Genomic DNA, 13,637 nt, shown 5'->3' on the forward strand with positions numbered 1-13,637 from the left:
AGTGTTTCCCGCGATACTGTGCTCATGGCACAGTACGCACTACGTGACCTCGTGGCCGACGCCGACCGGCTCGGCCTCCGGCGCCACGCCGGCCCCGTCGACGACCGGATCGTCGACCGCGTCGACCTCGCCGCCGTCGACCGGCTCGACGGGCTCGCGGCCGGCACCCTCGCGATCATCACGGCAGACGAGCAGCCCCCGCCCTTCCGCATCGACGTCGCCATCCGCCAGGCGAGCGCCCGCGGCCTCGCCGGGCTCGTCTTCACGTCGCCGCTCACCCTCGCCGAGACCGCTCGGGTGCTCGCGGAACGCGGCGCCGTGCCCGTGTTCTCGGCGGTCGACATCGGCGCAGCGGAGCTCGCGAAGACCATCGACCGGGCCATCTCGGGCGGAGCATCCGAGGCGATGATGCGGGGCGCGCAGGCCATCGCGCTCGCCACCGAGGCCGCGGCATCCGCCGAGAGCACCACCGAGAGCATCCTGACCGTGGCGAGCGGGGCGCTCGGCATCCCCCTCACCGTCGAACCCGACCCCGCCGTGACGTGGAGCGACACCGACGCCGTCTTCATCGGCGAGGTGCTCATCGGACGCCTCGTCGCCGCGCGCACCGACGGGGCCACCGAGGTCTCGCTGCCCGTCATCGCCTCCTTGCTCTCGCGCGTCGCGCAACGCCAGAGCCGCGACCGCTACGCCCCCACGCAATCGCGCGCCGATCTGCTCGTCGAGCTCGTGCTCGCCGACGCCACCCGGGCCGAGGGGTTCGTCGCGCAGGCCGCGCGCCTCGGCCTGCCCCTGCCGCAATCGCACGTCGTGGCGTGGCTCTCGCCGACGCAGCCGAGCGACCCCGACGCCCGCGCCCCGCGCAGCGTGCAGCCCGCACTCGAGCTGTTCTCGCTGCAGCTCGTCGAGGCGCGAGACGAACTGTGGCACGCCGCCTTCCTGCAGGACGACCTCATGCTGGTGTGCACCGAGGAGCACGGAGCCGGCGACCACCAGCGGCGCGTGCGCGAAGTCGCCGAGCGCATCCAGCAGCGTGCCCGCGAGCTGGCCGGCGGCGACTGGGCCTACACGCTCGGACTCGGCACGCCGCAGGTCGGCGCCCTCGGACTGCGGCAGTCGGCAGCCGAAGCGCGCATCGCCGCCGAGTCGGCCATCGCCGCCGGACGCCTCGGCGGGGTCGAGCTCACCGACGTCACCGGACTGCGGCGCGTGCTGCTCGACGTGTACGCGTCGCCGATCAGCCGGGAGTTGCTGCACGACATCCTGCGACCGCTCGACGAACTCGGCGCGGAGCGGGCGCTGCAATCGGTGCGCACGCTGCTCGTGTACCTCGCGCACGAGGGGTCGCTCGTGCACGCGGGGCGCGAGCTGAACCTGCATCCGAACGGGGTGGGGTACCGCATGCGCCGCATCCGCGAACTGCTCGGCATCGACCTGGCCGACCCCGACGCGCGGTTCGCCGTCGAGCTCGCCTGCCGCGTGCGCCTCCTCGGCGCCGCCTAGCCCGGGGCGCCCGCCCACCATCGCCCACAACTCAGGACCGGAGCCACTCGGCCACGCGCCCGTCCCCGCACAACGTCGGAGTCCTCCCCGCCCGCCCCGACACAAGTTCGGAGTTCTGTCGGGACACGCTGGCCCCGGGCATCCACCTCCGGCGTGTCTGGCCGCCACTCCGAAGTTGTGCGTCAGTGCGGGGGCAGGGGTGGGGTGGGGCGTCGGGACGAGTGTCCTGAGTTAGGGGCGGGGTAGGCGGCGCAGCTCGGCGCGCAGCGCGGGGCCGTCGGCGTCGAGCGCGGGGGCGCGGGCGAGGCGCGTGGTGCCGTTCGTGCCGAGAGCGGAGCGCGCCACCGACACCCCGTCGTCATGCTCGATCAGGCCCAGCGCCTCGGCCTGCGGACCACGCGCCGCCTGCTCGGGGGTGCGCACCCGGGCCACGAGCACGCGCGCCGCCCGCAGGCGTTCGACGACCGCGTCGAGCGGCAGCGACGCGACCCGCGCCGCCAGGATGCTCTCGAGCTCGTCGCGCCCCTCGACGCGGGAACGGTTGCCCGCCCACTGCCCGCCGCCCAGCGTCTCGCCGAGATCGAGCGCCGTCACCAGCCGCGCGAACATCGCATCGTTCGTCGCCCCCAGCACGGCGTGCCCATCGGAGGCGGCGAACGCGCGGTACGGCACGATCGACGGATGCGCGCTCCCCCACGGCCGCGACGGAGGCCCGCCCGCCGAGGTCGCCGCGATGACCGTGCCGAGCGAGCTCAGCGCGGTGGCGAACAACGAGAACTCGAGCCGTCGACCGATGCCCGTGCGCTCCCGTTCGAGCAGCGCCGCGAGCACCCCGTTGATCATCGACATGCCGGTCGCGATGTCGACCATGGCCACGCCCGACCGCACCGGGTCGGCACCCTCGTAGCCGGTGACGTGCATGAGCCCGGACTCCGCCTCGACGGTGACCGCGGTGCCGGGCTCGGCCGCGAGCGGGCCGTGCGGCGAGAAGCCGCTGATCGAGGCGTGAACCAGCCGCGGGAACTGCGCGCGCAGAGCATCCGCCCCGATGCCCAGCCGGTCGGCGACGCCGGGACGGAAGCTCTCGACGACGACATCCGCGGTACTGATCAGCGCCCGCGCGGTCTCGCGTTCGGCGTCGTTCGTCAGGTCGAGCGCGATGCTGCGCTTGCCCCGGTTGATCGCATGGAAGTACGCGCTCGCCCCGTGTACGAACGGCGGACCCCAGTGGCGCGTCTCGTCGCCGATGCCCGGTTGCTCGACCTTGATCACGTCGGCGCCGAGCTCGGCGAGCGTCATGGTCGCGTACGGCCCCGCGAGCAGCCGCGTGAAGTCGACGACCCGCACCCCCTCCAGCGGCCGGAACTCCCCGTCACCCATCGTCGCCCCTTCCGGTCGCAGTTTCTGTCGGAATGACGTGCTTTGACCGACAGAAAGTGCGACGGGAGCGAGATTATCGGCGGGCGGATGCCGTCGACGATGGGTGCTGCGCACACCGAACGGGGCGCGGGGTGGGCCCTTCGACAGACTCAGGCGCGCTTCTTGCGCTTCTGAATCGGGGGGATGATCAGTTGCGGAACGGCACGCAGCATGAACTTGTCGAACTCCGGGACGGTGAACGCCGCGTATCCGTGTTCCGGGGTGTAGAGCAACCCCATGTCGATCAGCTCAGCCCGTGTCGGACCGACCTGAGATGACTCCCTGCCCAGGACCCGGGCAACCGCGTCCGCCTTCTGCGGCTCGGGCCCGAGCTCGGCCATCGCCCTCATGTAGGCGGACTGCAACGGCGTCGCGCGATCCAACCGGACTCGGAAGAAGGAACTGTCGAGTTTCGCCTCGTATGCCTCGCGGGCCTGCTCGACGTCGTCCCTGCTGATCGGGTTCTGCTCGGCGATCTCCCAGACCTGATACCCGAGTTCCTGAATGAAGTACGGATACCCGCGCGTGATCTCGACGGCCAGATCGATCGCGTCGTCGTCGTAGTCGACCGACTCGGCAGCGGCGGGGTCGGTGAGCGCGGTGCGAGCATCCTCCGGGCTGAGCGAGTCAACCGTCGGGAACTGGAACAGTCGTTCGGCATAGGACTTGGCATCACCGGCCAGCTCTGCGATCTGAGGCAGCCCAGCTCCGACGAAGGTGATCGGCAGCTTGCGCTGCACCGTCTTATGGATCGCTTGAATGAGAGCTTCCAACTGTCGAGCACTGAGGAATTGCACCTCATCGATCAGAATCGCGACCCCGCGCTTCCGTTCCTGCGCAGCCTCCCCGAGCGCGACGAGCGCGTCGCTGAGATCCATTCCGAGTTCGCCGTGGTCACCCAGCCCCTCAGACGGCTCCACGTCCCATCCCAGCGACCACGTCCCCTGCTGATCCATCGATACCGAGAAGGCCGTGATGACGGACGCGGCGCGATGACCTCTGTCAGTCCAGCGCGCTCGCGGCGAGAGTCTGAGCAGAGCTCCCCGAAGAAGCGTGGCCATCGTCTGGCGAAAGCGAGAATCGTCGTGCTTACTCGCCTCGTGCTCGATGACCTCCCAGTTCTCTTGGTAGGCGATGTCGCGGAACTCGTTGAGCAACACCGTCTTACCGACCCCGCGCAGACCCACCATGACCATGGACTGGTGCGTCCGTCCGGCACTGAGCCGACCGAGCAGGGTTCGGAATGCTCTCGTCTGCTCGTCACGCCCGACGACGATCTCGGGCGATGCACCAGCGTTGGGCGTGTAGGGATTGCGCGCGCTGTCCATGGAACTCTTTTCTGGCTTTAGATCACTTTAGGAAGATCCAATAAAGCAACCTAAACCATGAAACGCTCAGCGGGCGAAGACGCGCTCGCCGCGGATCCAGGTCTTGGCGACCCGCACCGCGGAGATCTCGTCGGCGGGCACGGTGAACACGTCGCGCTCCAGCACCGCGAAGCTGCCGTCGTACCCGGGCGCCAGGCGTCCGACTCCCGAGAGCGGCGACAGCGCGGCGGCGCGCGAGGTGTACAGCAGCAGCGCCTGGGGCACCGTGATCGCGGCCTCGGCCCCGAACTCGATGCCGTTGTAGGTGCGGCGGCGCACGGCGGCCTCGACCGACAGCATCACGTCGTCGGCGCCGCTCCACGCGGTGGCTGGGCGGTCGGAGGAGAGGGCGAGGGGTTCGAGTCCCGCGTAGAGACGGGCGATGGGATACGCGTCCGGCACCTGCTCCACCCGCAGCGCCTTCTCGTACCCGTCGTACTCGGCGAAGAAGAACACCGTGTGCGTCGCGATACCGAACGACATGCGGGCGGCGCGCAGCCGCGCCAGGTACGCGTCGCTCACGATCGTCGCGTGCTCGATGCGCACCGAGGGGATGCCGTCGAGCCAAGGCTCGTCGTTCTCGAACAGTTCGACGACCCGGTCGAGCGCGCGGTCGCCCATGGCGTGCACGGCGAGCTGCACGCCGTTGCGCCGCGCCCAGTCTCCGGCGGCGCGCACGTCGGCGTCGTCGACCAGGCGCAGACCGTGGTCGCACGACCCGGGGTACGCCTCGTGCACCCACGCGGTGCGGTTCGAGTAGGCGCCGTCGAGCACCACTTTCACACCCCCGACACGGATCGGCCCTGTGCGGTCGTCGTCGCTCAGGTCGGCCAGCGGCGCGGCAGGGTCCCACCCCGGGTACAGTGCGACGCGCGTGCGCAGACCGCGCTCGGCCGCCGCCCGGAACGTGTCGACCGGACGCTCGATGCGCGACGAGAGCAGGTCGCACACCGCCACGATCCCGCGCGAGGCGAGCTCGTCCGCGATCGTGACGAGCGCGTCGATCTGCTCGTCGCGGCTCGGCGGCGGGATGAACGCGGCCACCGCGTCGACGGCGGCGATCTCGGTGAGCACCCCGGTCGGATGCCCGTCGGCATCGCGTTCGAACCGCGCACCGTCGGGGTCCGGCGTGGCCGCGGTGATGCCGGCGAGGTCGAGCGCCCGGGTGTTGCACACCGCCGAGTGCGCGTCGCAGCGCCAGACCAGCACGGGCCGGTCGGTGTCGATGCGGTCGAGGTCGGCGGCCGTCGGCATCCGCCCCTCCGCGAATTTCGTGTCGTCGAAGCCGCGCCCGAGCACCCACGCGTCGGGTCCCGTGACGGTCGAGGCGTGGGCGCCGAGCACGCGCACGAGGTCGTCGACGCCGAGCACCGCCGGCGGGAAGCACTCGACCGCCGCGGCTGTGCCCGCCAGCAGCGCGGGATGCGTGTGACTGTCGATCAGACCGGGCAGAACCGTGCGCCCGTCGAGGTCGACGGCATCCGCATCTGTCACGTCCGCGGCATCGCCGACCCAGTCGACGACCCCGTCGACGATGCGGAACGCCGAGGCGAACGCGGTCTCGCCCTCGCCGGTGAACACCCGTGCGTTCGTGAAGGTGAGCGTGGCCATCACAGCCCCCGGTGGGTGAAGCGGCCGCCGAGCAGGGTGGCCGCGACGGGCATCGTCCGCAGCTCGTCGCGGTCGCTGGCGTACGGGTCTCGGTCGGTGAGCACGAGGTCGGCCGGCTGCCCGACGGCGAGGGCGGTGCGCACGGATGCCGCGAGCGCGACGTCGAGCGGCAGGCGCTGCTCGGGGTGCCAGGCGTCGCGGTCTCCGCGGCTGCGCGTGGTCGCGGCGCTGAGCGAGATCCACGGGTCGAGCGGGGCGACCGGCGCGTCGGAGCCCAGGCGCAGGGCGGCGCCCGAGCGGTGCAGCGAGCCGAAGGCGAAGGCGCGCCCGGTGCGGCCCGCCCAGTGGTGGTCGGCGACATCGCGGTCGTCCATGGCGTGCTCCGGTTGCACGCTGGCGATGAGTCCGAGCTGCGCGAAGCGGGCGAAGTCGTCGTCGCGCACGAGCTGCGCGTGCTCGATGACGCCCTTCATGTCGAGTGCGGCGAACGTGTCGAGCACCGCGGTGTTGGCGCGGTCGCCGATCGCGTGCACTGCGGCTTCGATGCCCGCGCCGCGGGCGCGTTCGAGCAGCCGGCGCAGTTCGGGGATGGGCACGCTCTCCATGCCGCAGGCGTGCGGATGCCCGGGGTTGAGGTCGGGGTAGGGGTCCCAGCACCAGGCGGTGCGGGTGTTGAGCGAGCCGTCGACGACGACCTTGAGACGGCCGAACGTGACGAGCCCGGCGTCGTCGACGACGTCGCCGGTGCGGATGCCCGCGGCGATGACCTGCTCGAGCAGGTCGGGCCACACGGCGATGTCGGTGCGCAGAGTGGTGAGCCCGGCGGCGGTGCGCTCCGACCACTCCGCGACGTTGTCGGTCTTCTCGTACTCGACGATGCCGACGACACCCCGCGCGGCAGCGGCGGCCGCAGCATCGGCGTAGGCGTCCATCGGCAGCTGCGACGCCTCGTCGAGCGAGTGCAGCAGGCCGATCCACGGCCCCTCGCGCAGCAGACCGGTCTCATCGATCTCGACGCCGAGCTTCGCGGCGGCCGCCCGGTTCATCCAGCCGCAGTGCAGGTCGCCGCTGACGAGCACCACGGGGATGTCCGACGCGGTCGCTTCGAGTGCGGCCAGCGAGGCGGGCACCGGCCAGAGCCCGTCGCGGAACCCGTAGCCCATCAGCATCCCGCCGCTGAGCGGAGCACCCTCGGCGCGCGCCCGGCGCACGATGTCGAGCACGTCGGCGGCGCTGTGCGTCTCGGTGAGGTCGAGACGGCGACGGCGGATGACGTGCTGGGTGAAGTGCACATGCGCGTCCCACAGCCCTGGTCCGATGTACCGGCCGTCGGCATCCACGACCTCCCCCACTGGCGAGGCCGTGCCGGTCGGAGCGATCGCCGCGATCCGGCCGTCGCGCACGACCACGTCGACCGGGGCGCCGGCATCGTAGGGGCGCACGCCCCGCAGGGTGAGGGTGTCGGTCATGATGCTCCTCTCGGGCGCCGGTCACGGAGGGGGTGGCGGCGCGGATGCGGGTCGGCGGCGGTCGTCGGGGAGGGTGCGGCTGTGCGGGTGCGGGTCAGGCGACCGGCACGGGCGAGGTGGCGAACCCGAAGAGGTCCTTCGGGTCGTCGGGGGCGGCGACGAGGTCGATCTCGGTGCCGAGGCCGGCGGCGGCGAGGTCGGCGCGCAGGTGGCGGAGCGCCGAGTAGTCCTCGATGGCGAAGCCGACCGAGTCGAAGATCGTCACCTGCTCCGGCGACGTGCGGCCGAAGGCCGAGCCGGTCAGCACCCGCCAGAACTCGGTCACGGGGAAGTCAGGGGCGACGTTCTGAATCTCACCCTCGACGCGCGTCTGCGGCGTGTACTCGACGAACACCGGGCCGCGATCGAGGATGCGCGGGTCGAGCTCGGTCTTGCCCGGGCAGTCGCCGCCGATCGTGTTGATGTGCATGCCGGGCGCGACGTCGGCGTCGGTCAGCACCTGCGCGACGGCCTTGTCGGCCGTGCAGGTCGTCACGATGTCGGCACCGCGCGCGGCGTCGGCGGCCGAGTCGCACACCGTGATGTCGAAGCCCCGCGCGGCGAGATTGCGCACGAACTTGGCGGATGCCGCGGCGTCGACGTCGTAGATGCGCAGGCGTGAGATGCCGAGCACGCCGCGGAAGGCGAGCGCCTGGAACTCGGCCTGACTGCCGGCGCCGATCATCGCCATCGTGGTGGAGTCGGGCCGCGCGAGGCGCCGAGCAACCATCGCCGAGGTGGCGGCGGTGCGGAGCGCCGTGAGCATCGTCATCTCGGCGAGGAACACGGGGTAGCCGTTGTGCACGTCGGCGAGCACGCCGAATGCGGTCACGGTCTGGTAGCCGCGGCCCGGGTTGAAGGGGTGGCCGTTGACGTACTTGAAGGCGTAGGTGTCGGGGTCGCTGATCGGCATGAGCTCGATCACGCCGAAGGGCGTGTGGTTGGCGACGCGCTCGCTCTTGTCGAACGACTCCCACCGGCGGAAGTCGGCCTCGATCGTGTCGGCCATCTCGGTCATGATCGTCTCGGCCCCGCGGCGCGCGATCCAGCGCACCATGTCGGCCACACCCACGAAGGCGGTCATGCGCGGGTGCTCCCCTCGGCGAGTGCGGCGGCGTTCACGGTGGCGATGCGATCGGCGAGCGCCGGATTCTCGTACGGACCGGGGCGCCGCAGCGCCTCGATGACCTTCGCGATCACCTCGGCCGGCTTGTCCTGGCTCATCTTCTCCTTCGCCTCGATGCGCTCCACCCGCAGGCGGAAGCCGACGGTGCCGTGCACGATGCGCTCCGCGTACGCGGTGTTCTCGAGGGTGCGGCGCATGAGGAACGGGTCGGGCAGCGGACTCTCGAACCACGCCACGAGACGGTCGAGCACCGCGAGGTTCTCGTCGTCGGTGAGGACCTCGGGGGTGCCGTACAGGTGCGCGACCGCGAAGTCCCACGTGGGCACGGCGGGCGACACGTCGTACCACCCCGGCGACACGTAGCCCTGGGGGCCGTAGACGATCACCATCGCCTCGTGCTGACCCAGCTCATGCAGGCGTTCATCGGGACGGCCGACGTGGCTGACCAGCACGATGTCGTCGGCGTCGTCCTCGAGCAGCACCGGGTAGTGCGAGGCGACGAGGCCGCGCCCCGGCACATGGCTGACGAGGGTGGCCCACGGGTTCTCGCGCACGAGGTCGCGCACGGTGTCGACGTCGTCGAGGGCGTAGTCGGGGGTGTGCCGCATGGCGTCTTCTCTCGGGTCTGGCGGGTCGGGTCTGGCGGGTCGGGTCTGGCGGTTCGGGTCGGGAAGAGGGCGGATGTTCCGGGGAGCCGGGCCTCAGGCCCAGACGATGTCTGCGGTGGCGAGCACGGCGTCGTCGGGGTCGACGGCGGTCACCCGCACGCCGTCGTCGGTCGCCGATCCGGCGAGCCGGAGCGGGCGGTCGACGAGCACGGGGGCGATGGCGCGCACGTCGAGTCGCGCGGCCACGCGCTCCGGCGCGTGACGGCGGGCGGCGTCCATGAGCAGAATGCGCGTGAGCGGTCCGTGCACGAGCAGGTCGGGCAGCCCTTCGACGTCGCGCGCCCAGGCACGGTCGTAGTGGATGAGGTGCGTGTTGAAGGTGAGCGCCGAGAAACGGAACAGCTGCCGGGCGTCCGGCGTCAGCTCCTCGACCCAGTCGGCATCGGCCACGATCGAAGGCACGGGCCGCGGCGGGCGCACCGGAGCATCCGGATCGGCCGCCTCGAGGAACACGTCGTGCCACACGCTGCGCACCGCGACCTCGCCGTCCACCGCGTACTCGCGTGCGATGTCGACGAACATCAGGCGGCCTCGCGACCCGTTCTTCTCGACGACCGCGCCGAGCGAGGTGGTCTGCTCGACCGCGTCGCCGAGGCGGATCGGCCGCAGGAACTCGGTGGTCTCGCCCGCGTACATGCGCCGCGGCAGGTCGACCTCCGGCACCACGCCGTCGCGCGCCGGCGTGCCGTCGGGGCGCAGGTCGGCGAGTGGCACCGCGAAGGGGAAGAAGACCCCCTCCCACGCCGCCGGCAGCGCGTCGCCCGCGGCGAGCGCCGGGTCGGCGGCCGCGAACGTTCCGCGGTACGCCTCGACTGTGCCGGACGTGATCGGTTCGGTGCGCACGACGCGAGCCGGGGCCGTCGCGTCCACGGCCGCCGTGGCGTCGTCGATGCTCACGGCAGTGCTCCGGCGGCGCGCAGCTCGGCGATGCGGGCGGCGTCGTACCCGGCGAAGCGGGCGAGCACCTCGTCGGCGTGCTCCGCGAAGCGGTTGGCCGTGCGCGCCGGGGTCGCCGGCGTCTCGGAGAGCTTGATCGGCTGGCCGAACATGCGCAGCACGCCCAGGTCGCCGTAGTCGGCCTCGACGATCATGTCGCGCTCGGCGGTGCCGGGGTCTTCGACCACCTCGCCGATGGTCTTCACCGCGGTGAGGGGCACGACGTCGCCGGCGAGGTCTTCGAGCTCCTGCTTGGTGCGGGTGGCGAGCCATCCGGCGACAATCGGCTTCACGCGGCGCTCGTACACGTCGGTCTCGAACCGCTTGCGCATGGTGTCGATCTCGGGGTCGTCCTTGTGCTCCGGCGTGCCGAACAGGTCGCAGCTCGCGTTCCAGAGCTTGTCGGTGTACGCGCCGAAGAACACCTGCCCGTCGGCGCAGTCGAACAGCTCGTACGGCCGCACCCAGGCGTGGGCGTTGCCCTGCGGCGAGGCGACCTTCCCGGTCACCGTGTAGTCGACGACGGCCGTTTCGGTGAGAGCCACGATGCTGTCGACCTGGGCGACGTCGACGACCTGGCCGACACCGGTCGCCTCGGCGTGGCGCAGGGCGGCGAGGGTCCCGATCACCGCGAACAGCGTCGCCGAGAGGTCGCCGATCGTGACGCCGACGCGCACGGGCGGATGCTCGGCATAGCCGTTCATCGACCAGATGCCGCCGGCGGCCTGCGCCGTGTTGTCGAAGGCGGGGCGCTTGCTGCGCGAACCGGTGCGGCCGTACCCCGAGATGGCGGTGTAGACGAGGCGCGGATTGATCTCGCGCAGCACCTCGTAGCCGACGCCGAGCTTCTCCATCGTGCCGGGGCGGAAGTTCTCGACGAGGATGTCGGCGCCGCGCACGAGGTCTTTCAGCACCTCCTTGCCCTCATCGGTGGCGAGGTCGATGCCCACGCCGAGCTTGCCGCGGTTGTACTGGGCGTAGTACGCGCTGAACTCCTCGTCGCCGTCGGTGAGGTACGGCGGGAACCCGCGCGACACGTCGGGGTCGCGCGGGTTCTCGACCTTGATGACCGTCGCGCCGAGGTCGGCGAGCGTCTGCGAGGCGTAGGGCCCGGCGAGCACCCGGGAGAGGTCGACGACGGTGACGCCGGCGAGCGCACCGGGGGCGGGGAGCGTGCTGTCGATCATGCGGGGGTGACCTCCTGGACGGCGTCGGGGGTGTCGATTCCTGCGGCGGCGAACGCCCGGGCCACGTTCGAGGCGGGGCGCACGTTGCGGATGCGCGAGAGCCAGAGCGTGGTGGCGGCGAGGGCTTCGAGATCGAGGCCGGTCTCGATACCGAGGCCGTGGAGCATCCACACCAGGTCCTCTGTCGCGAGATTACCGGTCGCGCCCTTCGCGTACGGGCACCGCCCCAGCCCGCCGACCGACGCGTCGAACTCGGCGACGCCCAGTCGCAGGGCGGCGTGCACGTTGGCGAGCGACTGGCCGTACGTGTCGTGCAGGTGCAGGGCGATCGCGTCGGTCGGGATGCCGACGGCGCGGGTCTCGTCGATGATCGCGGTCGTGTGCCCCGGGGTGGCGACGCCGATCGTGTCGCTGATCGCGACGGTGCGCGCCCCCGCCTCGTGGAGGGCGCGGGCGGCACTCGTGACCGCGTCGGTCTCGACGCGACCCTCCCACGGATCGCCGAACGCCATCGAGACGTAGCCGCGTACGGGGATGCCCTGGGCGGTGGCCGCCTGGATGACCTCGACGGCGCGATCGATGGCTCCGGCGCGGGTGGTGTTGAGGTTCGCCTGGGCGAACGACTCGGTCGCGCTGACCACGACGGACACCTCGCGGATGCCGGCGTCGAGCGCGCGCTGCAGACCGCGCAGGTTCGGCACCAGTCCGACGGCACGGGCCCCCGCCGGCACGTCGAGCGAGGCGACGACCTGCTCGGCGTCGGCGAGCTGCGGGATCCACGTCGGCGGCACGAAGCTCGTCACCTCGACGTCGCGACTGCCCGCGGCGTAGAGGCGCCGCACGAGTTGCGCCTTGACCGCCGCGGGGATGATGTCGGTCTCGGCCTGCAGCCCGTCGCGCGGGCCGACCTCGAACACGGTGACGCGCGACGGCAGCCCCTCCTCGCGGAAGACGCGGGGCGCCGGGGCGGTCATGCGCCCGCTCCCCCGGCGCGGATCTCGGCCAGCACCTCGCGGGCGTACTCCACCCGGATGCGACGGTCGGCGACGATGCGCTGGGCGACCGCCCCGATCTCGTCGACCTCGGCACCGGCCGATGCCGCGATGGTGCGGGCGTGCAGCGTCATGTGCCCGCGCTGGATGCCCTCGGCGGCGAGCGCACGGCAGGCGGCGAGGTTCTGCGCCAGACCGACCGCGGCGATGACGCTCGCGAGCTCGCGGGCCGTCTCGACGCCGAGCAGCGTCACCGAGGCCTGCGCCGTCGGGTGCGCGCGCGTTGCGCCGCCGACGAGCCCGACGGCGAGCGGCACCTCCAGCGTGCCCACGAGGTTGCCGTCGGCATCCTTTTCGAACTGCGACAGGGCCGTGTAGCCGCCGGCGCGGGCCGCATGCGAGTGGCAGCCCGACTCGACGGCCCGGGTGTCGTTGCCCGTGGCGAGCACCACCGCGGTGATGCCGTTCATGATGCCCTTGTTGTGGGTGGCCGCCCGGTAGGGGTCGGCCTCGGCGAAGGCGCTGGCCGCCACGATGTCGTCGACGACCTGCGGGCCGCCCAGCAGCTCGGCGTCGAACACCGCGCGCGCCCGGGTCAGGCGCAGCTCGGCCTTGTTGGTGAGGATGCGCAGCAGCGTGCGCGCTCCGGCGACCTCGGCGATGCGGGGGGCGATCGCTTCGGCCATCGTGTTGACGGCGTTGGCGCCCATCGCGTCTCGTACGTCGACGTGGAGATGCGCGATCACCTGGGTGCCGGCACGGGTGGGCAGCACGCGCACCGAGAGGTCGAACGCGCCGCCGCCGAGCGAGACGAGCATCGGGTCCTGCTCGTTCGCGAGGGCCAGCAGCTCGTCCTTCGCCTCGAGGATCGCGAATCGCGTGCCGTGCGGGTCGCCCGCGTCGAGCACCTGGATCTGCGCGATCATCACGTCGCCCGTGTACGAGGTGGTGAAGCCGCCGTGGCCGCGCGCCATGCGGGCGGCGTTCGACGCCGCGGCGACGACGCTCGGCTCCTCGGTCGCCATCGGCACGAGGCGGTCGGTGCCGTCGATCGTGAAGTTCGTGGCGACACCGACCGGCACGCCGATCACGCCCACGACGTTCTCGACCATGTGGTCGGCCTGGGCGAGCGAGAGTCCGCCGTCCGGGCGCAGTGCCGCGAGGGCATCCGCGTCGAGTCCCGCGCCCTCGACGACGAGCGCCAGGCGCTCCTCGGGGGTGTGATCGCGCAGTCCGGAGATTCGGCTGTTGGTCGGCATCGGCCACCTTCCTTCGGTACAGCGGCCGGGTCCTCGGCGCTGTGGTCACCGACGACACTAG

General features: G+C 71.9%; 11 protein-coding genes. 1 reads left to right on the top strand and 10 read right to left on the bottom strand.

What is annotated here, in order from left to right:
- Positions 1–24 precede the first annotated feature (24 nt).
- Positions 25–1,503, top strand: a complete 1,479-nt coding sequence (locus RWS82_RS11820) for a helix-turn-helix domain-containing protein (RefSeq protein WP_314650378.1) — start codon at positions 25–27, stop codon at positions 1,501–1,503.
- A gap of 231 nt (positions 1,504–1,734) precedes the next feature.
- Here RWS82_RS11820 and RWS82_RS11825 read toward each other — a convergent pair whose 3' ends face one another.
- The 10 genes from RWS82_RS11825 to RWS82_RS11870 all read right to left on the bottom strand — a co-directional run bounded on the left by RWS82_RS11825 (position 1,735) and on the right by RWS82_RS11870 (position 13,576).
- Positions 1,735–2,883, bottom strand: a complete 1,149-nt coding sequence (locus RWS82_RS11825; RefSeq protein ID WP_314650380.1) for a CoA transferase — start codon at positions 2,881–2,883, stop codon at positions 1,735–1,737.
- 149 nt (positions 2,884–3,032) lie between these two features.
- Positions 3,033–4,250 carry an ATP-binding protein gene (locus tag RWS82_RS11830; RefSeq protein WP_314650382.1) on the bottom strand — a complete coding sequence of 406 codons (1,218 nt, stop codon included), beginning with the start codon at positions 4,248–4,250 and terminating at the stop codon, positions 3,033–3,035.
- A 66-nt stretch (positions 4,251–4,316) separates the two neighbouring features.
- On the bottom strand, positions 4,317–5,900 hold the full coding sequence (locus tag RWS82_RS11835) for an amidohydrolase family protein (RefSeq protein WP_314650384.1): 1,584 nt from the start codon (positions 5,898–5,900) through the stop codon (positions 4,317–4,319).
- On the bottom strand, positions 5,900–7,369 hold the full coding sequence (locus RWS82_RS11840; RefSeq protein WP_314650386.1) for an amidohydrolase family protein: 1,470 nt from the start codon (positions 7,367–7,369) through the stop codon (positions 5,900–5,902). Before RWS82_RS11840 ends, RWS82_RS11835 begins: the two co-directional genes overlap by 1 nt.
- Positions 7,370–7,463: 94 nt before the next feature.
- The gene (locus RWS82_RS11845) at positions 7,464–8,492 is read right to left on the bottom strand and encodes an ornithine cyclodeaminase (protein ID WP_314650388.1); all 1,029 of its coding nucleotides are present in this window, start codon (positions 8,490–8,492) and stop codon (positions 7,464–7,466) included.
- Positions 8,489–9,142, bottom strand: coding sequence for an FMN-binding negative transcriptional regulator (locus RWS82_RS11850; protein WP_314650390.1), 654 nt, complete (start codon positions 9,140–9,142; stop codon positions 8,489–8,491). Before RWS82_RS11850 ends, RWS82_RS11845 begins: the two co-directional genes overlap by 4 nt.
- A gap of 93 nt (positions 9,143–9,235) precedes the next feature.
- The gene (locus RWS82_RS11855; protein ID WP_314650392.1) at positions 9,236–10,099 is read right to left on the bottom strand and encodes a MaoC family dehydratase N-terminal domain-containing protein; all 864 of its coding nucleotides are present in this window, start codon (positions 10,097–10,099) and stop codon (positions 9,236–9,238) included.
- On the bottom strand, positions 10,096–11,325 hold the full coding sequence (locus RWS82_RS11860; protein WP_314650393.1) for a CoA transferase: 1,230 nt from the start codon (positions 11,323–11,325) through the stop codon (positions 10,096–10,098). The genes RWS82_RS11855 and RWS82_RS11860 overlap by 4 nt, the downstream gene beginning before the upstream one ends.
- Complete coding sequence (locus RWS82_RS11865; RefSeq protein WP_314650395.1) at positions 11,322–12,299, bottom strand: hydroxymethylglutaryl-CoA lyase; 978 nt, start codon at positions 12,297–12,299, stop codon at positions 11,322–11,324. Before RWS82_RS11865 ends, RWS82_RS11860 begins: the two co-directional genes overlap by 4 nt.
- On the bottom strand, positions 12,296–13,576 hold the full coding sequence (locus RWS82_RS11870) for a hydroxymethylglutaryl-CoA reductase, degradative (protein WP_314650397.1): 1,281 nt from the start codon (positions 13,574–13,576) through the stop codon (positions 12,296–12,298). Before RWS82_RS11870 ends, RWS82_RS11865 begins: the two co-directional genes overlap by 4 nt.
- Between the last annotated feature and the right edge of the window lie 61 nt (positions 13,577–13,637).

It is taken from the genome of uncultured Microbacterium sp., from assembly GCF_963528945.1.
Lineage (GTDB): Bacteria > Actinomycetota > Actinomycetes > Actinomycetales > Microbacteriaceae > Microbacterium.

Coding starts and splice junctions, on each gene's coding strand:
- RWS82_RS11825 (WP_314650380.1), bottom strand. CDS start 2,883: ATGGGTGACGGGGAGTTCCGGCCGCTGGAGGGGGTGCGGGTCGTCGAC.
- RWS82_RS11845 (WP_314650388.1), bottom strand. CDS start 8,492: ATGACCGCCTTCGTGGGTGTGGCCGACATGGTGCGCTGGATCGCGCGC.
- RWS82_RS11865 (WP_314650395.1), bottom strand. CDS start 12,299: ATGACCGCCCCGGCGCCCCGCGTCTTCCGCGAGGAGGGGCTGCCGTCG.
- RWS82_RS11830 (WP_314650382.1), bottom strand. CDS start 4,250: ATGGACAGCGCGCGCAATCCCTACACGCCCAACGCTGGTGCATCGCCC.
- RWS82_RS11860 (WP_314650393.1), bottom strand. CDS start 11,325: ATGATCGACAGCACGCTCCCCGCCCCCGGTGCGCTCGCCGGCGTCACC.
- RWS82_RS11850 (WP_314650390.1), bottom strand. CDS start 9,142: ATGCGGCACACCCCCGACTACGCCCTCGACGACGTCGACACCGTGCGC.
- RWS82_RS11820 (WP_314650378.1), top strand. CDS start 25: ATGGCACAGTACGCACTACGTGACCTCGTGGCCGACGCCGACCGGCTC.
- RWS82_RS11840 (WP_314650386.1), bottom strand. CDS start 7,369: ATGACCGACACCCTCACCCTGCGGGGCGTGCGCCCCTACGATGCCGGC.
- RWS82_RS11835 (WP_314650384.1), bottom strand. CDS start 5,900: ATGGCCACGCTCACCTTCACGAACGCACGGGTGTTCACCGGCGAGGGC.
- RWS82_RS11870 (WP_314650397.1), bottom strand. CDS start 13,576: ATGCCGACCAACAGCCGAATCTCCGGACTGCGCGATCACACCCCCGAG.